The sequence below is a fragment of the Streptomyces antioxidans genome (assembly GCF_000968685.2).
Taxonomy (GTDB): Bacteria; Actinomycetota; Actinomycetes; order Streptomycetales; family Streptomycetaceae; genus Streptomyces; species Streptomyces antioxidans.
Genome location: NZ_LAKD02000085.1, coordinates 1 through 14,407, shown reverse-complemented (window position 1 = coordinate 14,407; position 14,407 = coordinate 1). Strand labels below are relative to the sequence as shown.

13 protein-coding genes are annotated in these 14,407 nt (G+C 72.1%); 9 read left to right on the top strand and 4 right to left on the bottom strand.

Translation table 11 applies throughout. The features are described from left to right. A partial coding sequence (locus VT50_RS27750) for a biotin/lipoyl-containing protein (protein ID WP_143645282.1) occupies positions 1–695 on the top strand: 695 nt, incomplete at its 5' end. A gap of 416 nt (positions 696–1,111) precedes the next feature. Continuing rightward, positions 1,112–1,705, top strand: coding sequence for a TetR/AcrR family transcriptional regulator (locus VT50_RS27745; RefSeq protein WP_046086571.1), 594 nt, complete (start codon positions 1,112–1,114; stop codon positions 1,703–1,705). Between the two features lie 47 nt (positions 1,706–1,752). Here the strand turns inward: VT50_RS27745 and VT50_RS27740 are convergent, their stop codons facing one another. Both VT50_RS27740 and VT50_RS27735 read right to left on the bottom strand, forming a co-directional pair. Then, positions 1,753–2,736, bottom strand: a complete 984-nt coding sequence (locus tag VT50_RS27740; RefSeq protein ID WP_046086570.1) for a DeoR/GlpR family DNA-binding transcription regulator — start codon at positions 2,734–2,736, stop codon at positions 1,753–1,755. 137 nt (positions 2,737–2,873) lie between these two features. Beyond that, positions 2,874–4,322, bottom strand: a complete 1,449-nt coding sequence (locus VT50_RS27735) for an NAD(P)H-quinone dehydrogenase (RefSeq protein ID WP_046086569.1) — start codon at positions 4,320–4,322, stop codon at positions 2,874–2,876. A gap of 160 nt (positions 4,323–4,482) precedes the next feature. On the opposite strand from VT50_RS27735, the gene VT50_RS27730 reads away from it, so the two are divergent. The 3 genes from VT50_RS27730 to VT50_RS27720 all read left to right on the top strand — a co-directional run bounded on the left by VT50_RS27730 (position 4,483) and on the right by VT50_RS27720 (position 8,034). After that, complete coding sequence (locus VT50_RS27730; protein ID WP_020870716.1) at positions 4,483–4,920, top strand: gamma-glutamylcyclotransferase family protein; 438 nt, start codon at positions 4,483–4,485, stop codon at positions 4,918–4,920. A gap of 185 nt (positions 4,921–5,105) precedes the next feature. Continuing rightward, positions 5,106–5,927 carry a purine-nucleoside phosphorylase gene (locus tag VT50_RS27725; RefSeq protein WP_420822231.1) on the top strand — a complete coding sequence of 274 codons (822 nt, stop codon included), beginning with the start codon at positions 5,106–5,108 and terminating at the stop codon, positions 5,925–5,927. A gap of 235 nt (positions 5,928–6,162) precedes the next feature. Further along, on the top strand, positions 6,163–8,034 hold the full coding sequence (locus VT50_RS27720; protein WP_420822230.1) for a phospho-sugar mutase: 1,872 nt from the start codon (positions 6,163–6,165) through the stop codon (positions 8,032–8,034). Between the two features lie 149 nt (positions 8,035–8,183). Here VT50_RS27720 and VT50_RS27715 read toward each other — a convergent pair whose 3' ends face one another. Continuing rightward, positions 8,184–8,963: a PH domain-containing protein gene (locus VT50_RS27715; protein WP_078840731.1), complete on the bottom strand. Its 780-nt coding sequence runs from the start codon at positions 8,961–8,963 to the stop codon at positions 8,184–8,186. 204 nt (positions 8,964–9,167) lie between these two features. Here VT50_RS27715 and deoC point away from each other — a divergent pair, with 204 nt between their 5' ends. The 4 genes from deoC (at position 9,168) to VT50_RS27695 (ending at position 13,448) form a co-directional block, all read left to right on the top strand. Beyond that, a complete protein-coding gene (gene deoC / locus VT50_RS27710; protein ID WP_206269490.1) occupies positions 9,168–10,169 on the top strand; it encodes a deoxyribose-phosphate aldolase in 1,002 nt (333 codons plus the stop codon). 6 nt (positions 10,170–10,175) lie between these two features. Next, positions 10,176–11,636, top strand: a complete 1,461-nt coding sequence (locus VT50_RS27705; RefSeq protein ID WP_046086567.1) for an aldehyde dehydrogenase family protein — start codon at positions 10,176–10,178, stop codon at positions 11,634–11,636. Then, on the top strand, positions 11,629–12,489 hold the full coding sequence (locus VT50_RS27700; RefSeq protein ID WP_046086572.1) for an aldehyde dehydrogenase family protein: 861 nt from the start codon (positions 11,629–11,631) through the stop codon (positions 12,487–12,489). Before VT50_RS27705 ends, VT50_RS27700 begins: the two co-directional genes overlap by 8 nt. 317 nt (positions 12,490–12,806) lie before the next feature. Beyond that, entirely contained in the window at positions 12,807–13,448 is a 642-nt protein-coding gene (locus VT50_RS27695) for an ATP-binding protein (protein WP_240529336.1), read from the top strand. A 187-nt stretch (positions 13,449–13,635) separates the two neighbouring features. On the opposite strand, the gene VT50_RS27690 is transcribed toward VT50_RS27695, so the two are convergent. After that, a partial coding sequence (locus tag VT50_RS27690) for a SigE family RNA polymerase sigma factor (protein ID WP_079343902.1) occupies positions 13,636–14,407 on the bottom strand: 772 nt, incomplete at its 5' end.

The following is a 14,407-nucleotide window of genomic DNA, read 5'->3' as shown; positions in this document are numbered from 1 at the left end:
TGACCTCCTTCGTGCCACCCGCCGGGCCCGGGGTACGGCTGGACGCGGGCGTGGAGTCCGGCAGCGTCATCGGCCCCGCATGGGACTCACTGCTGGCCAAACTGATCGTCACCGGCGCCACCCGCACCCAGGCCCTCCAGCGGGCGGCGCGTGTGCTGGCCGAGTTCCAGGTCGAGGGCATGGCCACCGCGATCCCGTTCCACCAGGCGGTGGTCAAGGACCCGGCCTTCACCAGCGAACCGTTCACCATCCACACCCGCTGGATCGAAACCGAATTCCACAACACCATCCCCCCCTTCACCCCCGCCGGAGCCGACGACACCGAAGAGTCCACCGCCCGCGAGACCGTCGTCGTCGAGGTCGGCGGCAAACGACTCGAGGTCTCGCTGCCCGCCTCCCTGGGCGTGGCCACCGCCCCCGCGGGCGGCTCGAAGAAGCCGAAGCGCAAGGCGGTCAAGAAGTCCGGCTCCGGCGCCTCCGGCGACACCCTGGCCTCCCCGATGCAGGGCACGATCGTCAAGGTCGCCGTGGACGAGGGCGACACGGTCGCCGAGGGCGACCTCGTCGTGGTCCTGGAGGCCATGAAGATGGAACAGCCCATCAACGCCCACCGCGCGGGCACCGTCAAGGGCCTGGCCGCCGAGGTCGGCGCGTCCCTCACCTCGGGCGCGGTCATCTGCGAAATCAAGGACTGACGGCGAGCTCGATGAGCGACGCGAGGGGTCGAGGACCGATGCGAAGGCCTTACGCGGAGATCGGGGGCTGACCGCCCCCTGATATGCCCCATGACGGCGGGCCCCGGCCGGAATCATCCGGCCGGGGCCCGCCGTCGTCGCGTAGGCCCACCGCGCGCTCATCGGCGGCCGGACCGTGACCAGGAGCTCGCGGGTGGCGCCGTAGTCAAGCCCGCCCAGGACCGGTGGAACGGGAAGGTGCCGTTCACCGTGTGGGCCAGGGCGGCCACGATCGCGCGCTGGGTCATGGCGAGGGCGATCGCCACATACTCGAGACATGCTCGAGTGCTCGACTGATCAGTCCCCTTGCTCTTCCCGTGCCCGCGGTCACGAAATGGCATGCTTGACCCACGGCAGGCACGGCAGGGAGGACCGCGATGGCGATCGAGACAGCCACGGCGCAGACGCCACCGCGTCCCATGCGCGCCGACGCGCGCCGCAACTACGAACGGCTGCTGGCCGAGGCGCGCACGGCCTTCACCCAGCACGGCACCGACGCCTCGCTGGAGGACATCGCACGCCGCGCGGGCGTCGGCATCGGCACGCTCTACCGCCACTTTCCCAACCGCACCGCGCTGATGGGCGCGGTCTTCCAGGGCGAGATATGCGCCCTGCTGGAGCGGTCGCGGGAGCTGGCCAAGGCGCCCCGGCCGTGTCAGGCGCTGATCGACTGGCTGCGCGCCATCGTGGACCACGCGAGCACCTACCGCGGGCTGTCCCAGGCCCTGATGGCGTGCTCGGGCGACGAGACCTCGGAGCTGTCCCGCGGCTGTGGGCTGCCGTTGCGCGAGGCGGGCAGCGAACTGCTCGCCCGCGCACAGCAGAGTGGTGCCGTACGGTCCGATGTGGTCATCGCCGATCTGATGCAGCTCACGAACGCGATCGCACTGGCCGTGGAGCAGTCCCCGGAGGACCCGGAGTTGGCCAACCGACTGCTGGCACTGGCCTTCACGGGCCTCAAGGCCCGCTGACCCCGAGAGGGGCCCGCTGGCCCCGAGGGACCCGCGACGGCCAGTCGCTAGCGGCGGCGCGGCGCCAGGTCCGCCACCCGCCCCGGCTGCTGCTCCGCCAGTGGCACCGCGGTGCGCAGCTGGGCGGAGCCGGGCCCGCCCGGTGGGTGGGGGTGGTTACGGCGCGGCCCCGGCAGCGGCAGGCCCTCCTCGCCGCCGCCACGGCCCTGCGACGGGCCCAGCCGCCCCGACTGCCGACCCGCCGAACCGCCGCCCTCACCGCCCCCGACCGGGCCGGACCCCGCGCCCGGCCCGGCCACGGCGATCTGAACCCCCTGGTCCGCGAGGGCCTGGAGCTCGGTCAGGGCACGGTCGTCATGGGCGGGCGGCTCATCGGTCACCAGCCGGGTGATCACATCGGTGGGCACCGTCTGGAACATGGTGTCGGTGCCCAGCTTCGTATGGTCGGCGAGCACGACCACCTCCGCCGCCGCCTGGACCAGCGCCCGGTCGACGCTGGCCGAGAGCATGTTGGAGGTGGACAGGCCGCGCTCGGCGGTCAGCCCGCTGCCGGACAGGAAGGCGCGCGAGACCCGCAGCCCCTGGAGGGACTGCTCGGCGCCGCTGCCGACGAGGGCGTAGTTGGAGCCGCGCAGGGTGCCGCCGGTCATCACGACCTCGACCCGGTTGGCATGCGCCAACGCCTGCGCGACCAGCAGGGAATTGGTGACCACGGTCAGCCCGGGAACCCGCGCGAGCCGGCGGGCCAGCTCCTGCGTAGTGGTCCCGGCGCCGACCACGACGGCCTCGCCCTCCTCGACGAAACCGGCCGCGAGATCGGCGATGGCCGTCTTCTCCGCGGTCGCTAGATGGGATTTCTGCGGGAAGCCGGACTCCCTGGTGAATCCGCCCGGCAGCACCGCACCGCCATGCCGGCGGTCGAGCAGTCCTTCTGCCTCCAGCGCCCGCACATCACGCCGTACGGTCACTTCGGAGGTCTGGACGACGCGGGCGAGCTCCCGGAGCGACACCGCTCCGTTCGCGCGCACCATTTCAAGGATCAATTGGCGACGTTCTGCAGCGAACACGAAACTGACAGTAACGCCAACGACCGTCTGTTTTCAGCAGCTTGCACCAATTAGCAGAAGTTGGACATCCGTGAGGGCACGAAGTGCTATAAGGACCGGATCTATGACTCTTCCTGAGTCTTCCGGGTGTGCAACTGCCGTGCCACCTCGGCGATCGAACCGGACAGCGAGGGGTAGACCGTGAAGGCGTTGGCGATCTGCTCCACCGTCAGATTGTTGTCCACCGCCAGCGAGATGGGGTGGATCAGCTCGCTCGCCCGCGGCGCGACCACCACACCGCCGACCACGATGCCGGTGCCCGGACGGCAGAAGATCTTGACGAAGCCGTCCCGGATGCCCTGCATCTTCGCCCGCGGATTGCGCAGCAGCGGCAGCTTCACCACCCGGGCGTCGATCTTCCCGCCGTCCACGTCCGCCTGTGAGTAGCCGACCGTGGCGATCTCGGGGTCGGTGAAGACGTTCGCCGAGACCGTCTTCAGGTTCAGCGGGGTCACCGCGTCCCCGAGGAAGTGGTACATCGCGATCCGGCCCTGCATCGCCGCCACCGACGCCAGCGCCAGCACGCCGGTGCAGTCACCGGCCGCGTAGATGCCCGGCGCGCTGGTCCTGGACACCTTGTCGGTCAGGATGTGCCCCGACTCCGCCAGCTTGACCCCGGCCTCCTCCAGACCGATGTCCGCCGTGTTCGGGATCGAGCCGACCGCCATCAGACAGTGGGTGCCGGAGATGACCCGCCCGTCCGAGAGCGTCACCTCCACCCGGTCGCCAATCCGCTTGGCGGCCTGCGCCCTGGAGCGGGACATCACGTTCATCCCCCGGCGGCGGAAGACGTCCTCCAGCACCGCGGCCGCGTCCGGGTCCTCGCCCGGCAGCACCCGGTCCCGGCTGGAGACCAGCGTGACCTTCGACCCCAGCGCCTGATAGGCACCCGCGAACTCCGCGCCCGTGACACCGGAGCCGACCACGATCAGCTCCCGGGGGAGCTCGTCCAGGTCGTACACCTGCGTCCAGTTCAGGATCCGCTCGCCGTCCGGCTTCGCGTCCGGGATCTCCCTGGGGTGGGCGCCCGTCGCCAGCAGCACCGCGTCCGCCACCAGCGTCTGCTCACTGCCGTCCGCGGCCCGTACGATCACCCGCCGGGCGCCGTCCAGCGACTGCCGCGGCTCCACCCGCGCACGGCCGCGCATGACCCGGCCACCGGCCCGGGTGACCGAGGCCGTGATGTCGTGCGACTGGGCGAGCGCGAGCCGCTTCACCCGGCGGTTGACCTTGCCCAGATCCACCCCGACCACCCGGGCCGCCTGCTCCAGCGGCGGGGTGTCGTCGGCGACGATGATCCCCAGTTCCTCGTAGGAGGAGTCGAAGGTCGTCATCACCTCGGCGGTGGCGATCAACGTCTTCGACGGCACGCAGTCGGTGAGCACCGACGCCCCGCCCAGACCGTCGCAGTCGACGACGGTCACCTCCGCGCCGAGCTGCGCGGCGACCAGCGCCGCCTCATAGCCGCCGGGTCCGCCACCGATGATCACGATCCGAGTCACATGCCCCATTGTCCCGCACCGGTTCGAACGCCTTCAGCCCGGGGGGTTTCGCGGACCGACCGCCGTACGGAACCTCGCACCGAACCTCGGGGTCGAACCGGCCCCCGAACCTCCCACCAGACCTCCCACCCGGAGGGCCGTTCCGCCCCTCTCCCGTACCCTCAGACCCATGTCGCTCTACGCCGCGTACGCCGGCAACCTCGACGCGCGGCTGATGTCCCGCCGCGCACCACACTCCCCGCTGCGCGGAACGGGCTGGCTGAACGGCTGGCGCCTCACCTTCGGCGGTGAGCAGATGGGCTGGGAGGGCGCCCTCCCCACGATCGTGGAGGCCCCGCGCTCCCAGGTCTTCGTCGCCCTCTACGACATCGCGCCCATGGACGAGGACTCCATGGACCGCTGGGAGGGCGTCGGCCTCGACATCTACCGCCGGATGCGGATCCGCGTCCACACGCTGGACGGCGACGAGGCCGCCTGGCTCTACGTCCTCAACGGCTACGAGGGCGGACTGCCCTCGGCCCGCTACCTGGGCGAGATCGCCGACGCGGCGGAGTCAGCGGGCGCGCCCCACGACTACGTGATGGAGCTACGAAAGCGCCCCTGCTGAGCCCGGTGTTTCCGGCCGACCCTGGCTTCCCGGCCAGCCCGGCGGGCCGTGGGCGTGGTCTCGCTGGGGTCGGGGGCGGCCCGACGCTGTTGGGTCGTGGGCACACCCGGCCCGCAGGGGCAATGCAACGATCCGAATACCTCCGCGAACCCGTCTACGCGCGTAGGCAGTTAGCGGCTACCCTCATGCGCGTGAACGCATCAGTTTCTTGGGACAATCAGGGCGACCCGCACGCCGACGCCGCCGCCACCCGCCTGCGCGAGCTGACCGGCGCGGATACCCACGACGTCGCGCTGGTACTGGGCTCCGGCTGGGTCCCCGCCACCGACGCCCTCGGGGCGCCCGAGCACGAGTTCCCCGTCACCGAGCTGCCCGGCTTCCCGCCGCCCGCCGTCGCGGGCCACGCGGGCCGCATCCGGTCGTACCGGATCAACGACAAGCGGGCGCTGGTCTTCCTCGGCCGTACGCACTATTACGAGGGGCGTGGTGTCGCCGCCGTCGCACACGGCGTGCGCACCGCCGTCGCCGCGGGCTGCAAGACCATCATCCTCACCAACGGCTGCGGCGGCCTCCGCGAGGGCATGCGCCCCGGCCAGCCGGTACTGATCAGCGACCACATCAACCTCACGGCCACCTCGCCGATCGTGGGCGCCAACTTCGTCGACCTCACCGATCTGTACTCGCCGCGGCTGCGCGCCCTGTGCCAGCAGGTCGACCCGACCCTGGAGGAGGGCGTCTACGCCCAGTTCCCCGGGCCGCACTACGAGACTCCTGCCGAGATCAACATGGCCCGCACGATAGGGGCCGACCTGGTCGGCATGTCCACGGCCCTGGAGGCCATCGCGGCGCGCGAGGCGGGCGCGGAGGTGCTCGGGATCTCCCTGGTGACCAACCTCGCGGCCGGAATGACGGGCGAACCCCTCAACCACGAGGAGGTCCTCCAGGCGGGCCGCGACTCCGCCTCCCGCATGGGCAGCCTGCTGGCCCAGGTCCTCGACCGCCTCTGATCCCCTGATCCCCGGGGGCGGCGTCACGGCGTCCTGGGCGGGTACTCACCCCTTGGCTGGGGGTGGGCCGGGGTGCGCGGGGTGCGCGGGCGGCTGTGTGGTGGGTGCCGGGACCCTGCCCGTACCCCCGCATCCGCATCCGCACCGGCCTCCGCACCCGACCGCGGACCCCAGCGACCACCCCCGGCCCGCCCGGCATCCGCACCGCCCAAACGACCACCCCCAGGAGGCACCCATGGCCACGGAGCCCGATCTCATCGCCCAGGCTCGCGCATGGCTTGCCGAGGATCCCGATCCCGAGACGCGGGATGAGCTCGGGCGGCTGCTCCAGGACGATGCCGTCGACGCGATCGCCGAGCGGTTCTCCGGCACGTTGCAGTTCGGTACCGCCGGTCTCCGGGGTGAGCTCGGGGCCGGGCCCATGCGGATGAACCGCGCCGTCGTCATCCGCGCCGCCGCCGGGCTCGCCGCGTATCTGCGCGCGTATCACGGCCAGCAAGGCCAGCAGGGCCAACACAGTCAGCACGGCCAGCACGGCCACGGCCTCGTCGTCATCGGGTACGACGCCCGCTACAAGAGCGCCGAGTTCGCCCGCGACACCGCCGCCGTCATGACCGGCGCCGGCTTCCGCGCCGCCGTTCTGCCCCGCCCCCTGCCCACCCCCGTCCTCGCGTTCGCCATCCGCCACCTCGGCGCGATCGCCGGAGTCGAGGTCACCGCGAGCCACAACCCGCCCCGCGACAACGGCTACAAGGTCTACCTCGGCGACGGTTCCCAGATCGTGCCGCCCGCCGACGCCGAGATCGCCGCCGAGATCGCGGCGATCCGCGGCCTGGACGACGTACCCCGCCCCGAGACCGGCTGGGAGACGCTGAACGACGACGTCCTGGAGGCGTACCTGGCCCGGACCGACGCCGTCCTCACCCCGGGTTCGCCCCGGAACGCCCGCGTCGTCTACACCCCGCTGCACGGCGTCGGCAGCGAGACCCTTACCGCCGCGTTCGCCCGCGCCGGGTTCCCCGAGCCCGCGGTCGTACCCGAGCAGGCGGAGCCCGACCCGGCGTTCCCGACCGTCGCGTTCCCCAACCCGGAGGAGCCGGGGGCGATGGACCTGGCCTTCGCCACGGCCCGCAGGGTCGCGCCGGACATCATCATCGCCAACGACCCGGACGCCGACCGCTGCGCCGTCGCCGTCCCCGCGATCACCAACCCCACGGCCCCCACGGACGCCGCGAGCTGGCGGATGCTGCGCGGGGACGAGGTCGGCGCGCTGCTCGCCACCCACCTCGTCCACAAGCGCGCCCGCGGCGGATTCGCGACCACGATCGTCTCCTCGTCGCTCCTGTCCCGGATCGCGGACGACGCCGGACTGCCGTACGCCGAGACGCTGACCGGCTTCAAGTGGCTGGCCCGGGTGGACGGGCTGCGCTACGCGTACGAGGAGGCGCTCGGCTACTGCGTGGATCCGGAGGGCGTGCGCGACAAGGACGGCATCACGGCCGCGCTGCTCGTGGCCGAGCTGACGTCCGAGCTCAAGGAGCAGGGCCGCACCCTGGGCGACCTGCTGGACGACATCGCGGTGGCCCACGGGCTGCACGCCACCGACCAGCTGTCCGTCCGGGTCACCGACCTCTCCGTGATCGGCACGGCGATGAAGCGGCTGCGCGAACAGCCGCCCACCGAGCTGGCGGGGCTCGCCGTGACCTCGGCGGAGGACCTGACACGGGGCACGGACACCCTGCCCCCGACGGACGGCCTGCGCTATCAGCTCGCCGGGAGGGGGGCCGTCCGCGCCGCCCGCGTGATCGTCCGGCCCAGCGGCACCGAGCCGAAGCTGAAGTGCTATCTGGAGGTGGTCGTCGACGTCCCCGCCGCCGACTCCCTCACCACGGCCCGCACCACGGCGGACACGGTGCTGGCCGCGCTGAAGACGGACCTTTCGGTGGCGGCGGGAATCCAGCCCCCGAAAGCGGAAGCCGCGACCGCGGACACGGGTGCGGACACGGGTAAGGACGCGGACGCATCAACTGCCGAGCCCGTCGCCGTCGCCCACGTCGATCAGTCGACGACACCGAACCCGGTCTCGGCACGCGGGCCCGGAGGATGACGCGGGCCCGGAGGACAAGGTCCCGGCGCCGCGCCCCGGGGCCACCCGGCGGCCGTAGACGCGGCAGTGAAACCCACCGCGCGGGCTGATCACGGTGACGCCCGCCCGGGCCGCCGGGGCCCAAACCGGAGCCTGGTGGGCCCGAGTGGTCAGCCGATGGCCAGCATGACTCCCAGCAGCACCGCGCCCGCCAGCGTCGGGGCGATGACCTCGAAGGCCCACCGCACCTCCGGCGGCCCCTGGGCGCCCCCGCGCCGGGCGTTGAGTTCGGCCATCTCGCGCAGGTCGCCGATCGCCGCGTCGGAGGGGGCCCGGCGGTCCTCGTCGGGCTTGTTCACCGCGACATGGGCGGACGTGGTGCCGAAGGGGTCCTCGGAGGCCGCCCTGGTCTGCTGCCGGGCGGCCCGCTTGCGCTGCCGCAGCGAGACCGGGATCGCCCACAGCTGGTACGTGGCCCCGGCCGCCAGCACCTCGCTGGTGTACCCGGAGCGCAGCCCCTCGACCGAGGCCCAGGGCAGGGTGATCGTACGGAACGGATTGCGGACGAGCAGCCGGTCCTGGCCCGCGTACACCGCCGGGCGCACCGTGAAGGCGATCACCACCGGCACCGCGAACAACAGCCCGGCCAGCGCCAGCCACGGCGTCCGGCCCTCGCCGCGGATCATCGCGTCGATGCCCAGCCAGCCGCTGAGCCCGAGCAGCAGCACCCCGCCCGCGATACCGCTCGCGGAGCGGTAGATCCGATCCGAGAAGGTCTCGGGAGCGGAGGTAGCGGAGGTAGCGGAGGTGTCCGGGCCTTCGGAAGCCGCGGTGCCTTCCGAGGCTTCGGTACCTTCCGAAGCCTCGGTGGCTTCGGTGCCTTCCGAAGCTTCAGAGGAAGCGGCGGCTTCCGGGGAAGCAGGGGCGGAGTCGTCGTCCGGGCGCGTCATGCGCCCGATTGTGCACCACACTCACACGGTGGCGGACGCCCAGGGGAGGCCCGGGAGACCTGACAGGCCCGGGAGACCCGAGAGGTCGGAGAGGCCCGGGAGACCCAGGAGCCCCGGGGATCGCGCAGCCCCGCGCGTCCCCGATCGATTCCGGGCCCGGGGGTGACATCCGACTACGCGCGTAGATATGCTCATCTGGTGACCATGCCCACCACAGTTCCCGCATACGGCAAAGAGGCCGCGGAGCGACTCGCGTCGATGGCGGACGTGACCGCCAGCGACAGCGCACTGCGCCGCTTCCTGCACGGCCTGCCGGGCGTCGACGCGGTCGGCCTGCAGGCCCGTACCGCGACCCTCGGCACCCGCTCGATCAAGACCACGGCGAAGGCGTACGCCATCGACCTGGCGATCTCGATGATCGACCTGACGACCCTCGAGGGTGCCGACACCCCGGGCAAGGTCCGGGCGCTCTGCGCCAAGGGGATCAGCCCCGACCCCACCGACCGCACCACCCCGCAGGTCGCGGCGATCTGCGTCTACGGCGACATGGTGGCCACCGCCAAGGAGGCCCTGACCGGCAGCGGCATCCATGTGGCCGCCGTCGCCACCGCCTTCCCCTCCGGCCGGGCCTCGCTGCCGGTCAAGCTGGCCGACACCCGGGACGCGGTCGCCGCCGGGGCCGACGAGATCGACATGGTGATCGACCGCGGCGCCTTCCTCTCCGGCCGCTACCTCGAGGTCTTCGAGGAGATCCGGCGGGTCAAGGAGGCCTGCGTCCGCGAGGACGGCAGCGGCACCGCGGCCCACCTCAAGGTCATCTTCGAGACCGGTGAGCTCCAGACGTACGACAACGTCCGCCGCGCCTCCTGGCTCGCGATGCTCGCGGGCGCGGACTTCATCAAGACCTCCACCGGCAAGGTGGCCGTCAACGCGACGCCGCCCGTCACCCTCGTCCTCCTGGAGGCGGTCCGCGACTTCCGCGCCGCGGTCGGCGTACAGGTGGGCGTGAAGCCCGCGGGCGGCATCCGCACCTCCAAGGACGCGATCAAGTACCTGGTGATGGTCAACGAGACGCTGGGCGACGACTGGCTCTCCCCGGAGTGGTTCCGCTTCGGCGCCTCCAGCCTGCTCAACGATCTGCTCATGCAGCGCCAGAAGCTGAGCACCGGCCGGTACTCCGGTCCCGACTACGTGACGGTGGACTGATTCGCCATGCCAGTTTTCGAGTACGCACCCGCGCCCGAGTCCCGCGCGGTCGTCGACATCGCCCCGTCCTACGGCCTGTTCATCGACGGGGAGTTCGCCGGGGCGGGCGACGGCAAGGTCTTCAAGACCCTCTCCCCCTCCTCCGAGGAGGTGCTTTCCGAGGTCGCCCAGGCGGGCGCCGAGGACGTGGACCGCGCCGTCAAGGCCGCCCGCAAGGCGTTCGGGACCTGGTCCGCGCTCCCCGGCTCCGAGCGCGCCAAGTACCTCTTCCGCATCGCCCGGATCATCCAGGAGCGCTCCCGCGAACTGGCCGTCCTGGAGTCGCTGGACAACGGCAAGCCGATCCGCGAGTCGCGCGACGCCGATCTGCCCCTGGTCGCGGCCCACTTCTTCTACTACGCGGGCTGGGCCGACAAGCTCGCGTACGCGGTCCGCGGGCGTAGCGCGCTGAACGGCACGAGCGGAGCGGACCCCAGGCCCCTGGGCGTCGCGGGCCAGGTCATCCCCTGGAACTTCCCCCTCCTGATGCTGGCCTGGAAGATCGCCCCGGCGCTCGCCACCGGCAATACGGTCGTCCTCAAGCCCGCCGAGACCACGCCCCTGAGCGCCCTGTTCTTCGCGGACATCTGCCGCCAGGCGGGCCTGCCCAAGGGCGTGGTCAACATCGTCACCGGCGACGGCTCGACCGGCGCCGAGCTGGTCGGCCACCCCGGCATCGACAAGGTGGCCTTCACCGGCTCCACCGAGGTCGGCAAGGCCATCGCCCGTACGGTGGCCGGTACGAGGAAGAAGGTCACCCTCGAACTCGGGGGCAAGGCCGCGAACATCGTCTTCGACGACGCCCCCGTCGACCAGGCGGTCGAGGGCATCATCGGCGGCATCTTCTTCAACCAGGGCCACGTCTGCTGCGCGGGCTCCCGCCTCCTGGTCCAGGAGTCCGTCCAGGACGAGCTGCTCGACGCGCTCAAGCGCCGGATGGGCACCCTGCGGGTGGGCGACCCGCTGGACAAGAACACCGACATCGGCGCCATCAACTCCGCCGAGCAGCTGGCCCGGATCCGCTCCCTGGCCGACGCGGGCGAGGCCGAGGGCGCCGAGCGCTGGGCCCCGGCGTGCGAGCTGCCCAGCTCCGGCTACTGGTTCGCGCCCACCCTCTTCACCGGTGTCACCCAGGCCCACCGGATCGCCCGCGAGGAGATCTTCGGCCCGGTGCTCTCGGTGCTCACCTTCCGCACCCCCGAAGAGGCCGTGGCCAAGGCCAACAACACGCCGTACGGGCTGTCGGCGGGCATCTGGACGGAGAAGGGCTCGCGCATCCTGTGGATGGCGAACAAGCTCCGGGCGGGCGTGGTGTGGTCCAACACCTTCAACAAGTTCGACCCGGCCTCCCCGTTCGGCGGCTACAAGGAGTCCGGATACGGCCGTGAAGGCGGTCGCCACGGCCTGGAGGCATACCTCGATGTCTGAACGACTCTCGGTCCTGAAGACCTACAAGCTGTTCGTGGGCGGCAAGTTCCCACGCTCGGAGAGCGGGCGGGTGTACGAGGTGACCGACGCAAAGGGCAAGTGGCTGGCCAACGCCCCACTGGCCTCCCGCAAGGACGCCCGGGACGCGGTCGTCGCCGCACGCAAGGCGTTCGGCGGCTGGTCGGGTGCCACCGCCTACAACCGGGGCCAGATCCTCTACCGCGTCGCCGAGATGCTGGAGGGCCGCCGCGGCCAGTTCGTCGCGGAGGTCGCCGAGGCGGAGGGCCTGTCCAAGTCCAAGGCGGGCCTCCAGGTGGACACGGCGATCGACCGCTGGGTCTGGTACGCGGGCTGGTCCGACAAGGTCGCCCAGATCGCCGGGGCCGCCAACCCGGTCGCGGGCCCGTACTTCAACCTCTCCACGCCCGAGCCGACCGGTGTGGTGGCCGTGCTGGCGCCGCAGGAGTCGTCGTTCCTCGGGCTGGTCTCCGTGATCGCCCCGGCGATCGTCACCGGCAACACGGCCGTGGTCGTGGCCGGGGAACGCGCCCCGCTCCCGGCCCTGTCCCTCGGCGAGGTCCTGGCCACCTCCGACCTTCCGGGCGGCGTGGTCAACGTACTCTCCGGCCGCACCGCCGAGATCGCCGCCCCGCTCGCCTCCCACCAGGACGTCAACGCGATCGACCTCGCGGGCGCGGACCCGGAGCTCGCGACCGAGCTGGAGCGGGCCGCCGCGGAAAACCTCAAGCGCGTCCTGCGCCCACAGCCCGTGGACTGGACCGCCGCCCCCGACACCGCCCGCCTCCTCACCTTCCTGGAGACGAAAACCGTCTGGCACCCGACGGGCGCCTAGCCCAACGGGCTCGGTCTCTCCCCTCCCCGCCCCTTCCCGCTACCAGGGGCTCCGTTCCTGGCCCCCGGGGGGATCGCACATATCCGGGCGCCCGGCCGGGCCCGGGGCCGGGCACCGACCGCGTCGCCACCTGCGACGCCGCCGGGGGCTGGGGCGGAGCCCCAGTTGCGGGAAGGGGCGGGGTGGGGAACAGCCCGCCGCAGGCGCCACCATGGGGGCAGCCCCCGGCCGATGGCGGCGCCGGAGCCGCACGGGCGGCCAGGTCGGTGGTCACACGGGGGTCACGCGGGCGAAAGGATGCGTCACACTGGTGTTCCGTGACCAGCCAACCGCCTTCCGCCCGTGTCGTCCTGCTCTCCGGCCCCTCGGGTTCGGGCAAGTCCTCCCTCGCGGCCCGCACCGGGCTGCCCGTGCTCAACCTCGACGACTTCTACAAGGAGGGCGGCGACCCGACGCTCCCCCAACTCCCCGACGGCGGGGGCGCCGACTGGGACTCGCCGCTGTCCTGGGACGCGGACGCGGCGGTCGCGGCGGTCGACGAGCTGTGCCGTGCGTCACGGACGACCGTGCCGCTGTACGACATCGCGACCAGCGCCCGCGTCGGCGAGGAGACGCTGGACATCGGCCGGGCGCCGCTGTTCATCGCCGAGGGGGTCTTCGCCGCCGACCTCGTCAGGCGGTGTGCCGACCTCGGGGTGCTCGCGGACGCGATCTGTCTGTGCGGCCGCCCGTCCACCACGTTCCGGCGAAGACTGCTGCGCGACCTCCGGGAGGGCCGTAAGCCCCCGCTCTATCTGCTGCGGCGCGGCTGGCGGCTGATGCGCGCGGAGCGCGGGATCGTGGTCCGGCAGACGGCGCTGGGCGCGTACGCGTGCGGCAAGGGCGTGGCGCTGGGCCGGATAGCGGCCGCGGCGGCGGGAGAGCGGATCCCCGCCGCCAGCCAGAAGGCGTCCGTATAGCCGCCGCACAGCCGCATGGCCGCATGGCCGCATGGCCACGCGGCAGCCACGCACCCCAAAAAGGTGCGAGGCCGGACATCCCCCCTCGGCTGTCCGGCCTTGCACCTGTTTCCCCCGTGCCCCCCGATCCCCCCATTTCCCCCGTATTCCCCCGGTTTCCCCCCGCCTCCGGCCGTTCCCGCCGCCGTCAGGCGACCAGTTCGCCGAAGGACTCCTCCTCGTTACGGCCGAAGCTGAGGGTCTCGTCCTCGCGCAGTCGGCGCAGCGAGCGCCAGATGCTGCTCTTGACCGTTCCGACGCTGATGTTCAGGATGTCCGCGATCTCCGGATCCGTCCGGCCCTCGTAGTAGCGCAGCACCAGCATCGTGCGCTGCAGCTCGGGGAGCCGGGCCAGGGCCTGCCACAGCACGGTGCGCAGCTCGGTGCCGCGCATCGCGTCGTGGTCGCCCACCGTCTCCGGCAGCTCCTCCGTCGGGTACTCGTTGAGCTTGCGCCGACGCCAGGCGCTGATGTGCAGATTGGTCATGGTGCGGCGCAGATAGCCGCCGACCGCGGCCTTGTCGCTGATCCTGTCCCAGGCCCGGTAGGTCGAGAACAGCGCGCTCTGCAACAGGTCCTCGGCCTCGAAGCGGTCACCGGTCAGGTGGTAGGCGGTTGCGTACAGGGAGGCGCGGCGCTCCTGGACATAGGCGGTGAACTCCGCCTCCGACGTGGTGCGCCGCTCCCCCTCTGCCTCCCCGTACGAGCCTCCCCCGTGGCCCCCCGGTCCCCCGCTGTCCCCCCCGAGACCGCGACCGGCCTCCTTGTCCCCCGTGATCGCGTCAATGGCCACCATGTAAGGAGGCCGCTGACGCCCGGCGCCGCGAGCGCACCCCCGCCCGCTCACGGCACCGGACTTCTCGTTACCCCGGCCGGCGTCGTGGAGGCGCGTGCGAACTGCGCTGGTGGTGGAGAAGTGC

Coding starts and splice junctions, on each gene's coding strand:
- VT50_RS27745 (WP_046086571.1), top strand. CDS start 1,112: ATGGCGATCGAGACAGCCACGGCGCAGACGCCACCGCGTCCCATGCGC.
- VT50_RS27735 (WP_046086569.1), bottom strand. CDS start 4,322: ATGGGGCATGTGACTCGGATCGTGATCATCGGTGGCGGACCCGGCGGC.
- VT50_RS27720 (WP_420822230.1), top strand. CDS start 6,163: ATGGCCACGGAGCCCGATCTCATCGCCCAGGCTCGCGCATGGCTTGCC.
- VT50_RS27725 (WP_420822231.1), top strand. CDS start 5,106: ATGCGCGTGAACGCATCAGTTTCTTGGGACAATCAGGGCGACCCGCAC.
- VT50_RS27740 (WP_046086570.1), bottom strand. CDS start 2,736: ATGGTGCGCGCGAACGGAGCGGTGTCGCTCCGGGAGCTCGCCCGCGTC.
- deoC (WP_206269490.1), top strand. CDS start 9,168: ATGCCCACCACAGTTCCCGCATACGGCAAAGAGGCCGCGGAGCGACTC.
- VT50_RS27730 (WP_020870716.1), top strand. CDS start 4,483: ATGTCGCTCTACGCCGCGTACGCCGGCAACCTCGACGCGCGGCTGATG.
- VT50_RS27715 (WP_078840731.1), bottom strand. CDS start 8,963: ATGACGCGCCCGGACGACGACTCCGCCCCTGCTTCCCCGGAAGCCGCC.
- VT50_RS27705 (WP_046086567.1), top strand. CDS start 10,176: ATGCCAGTTTTCGAGTACGCACCCGCGCCCGAGTCCCGCGCGGTCGTC.
- VT50_RS27700 (WP_046086572.1), top strand. CDS start 11,629: ATGTCTGAACGACTCTCGGTCCTGAAGACCTACAAGCTGTTCGTGGGC.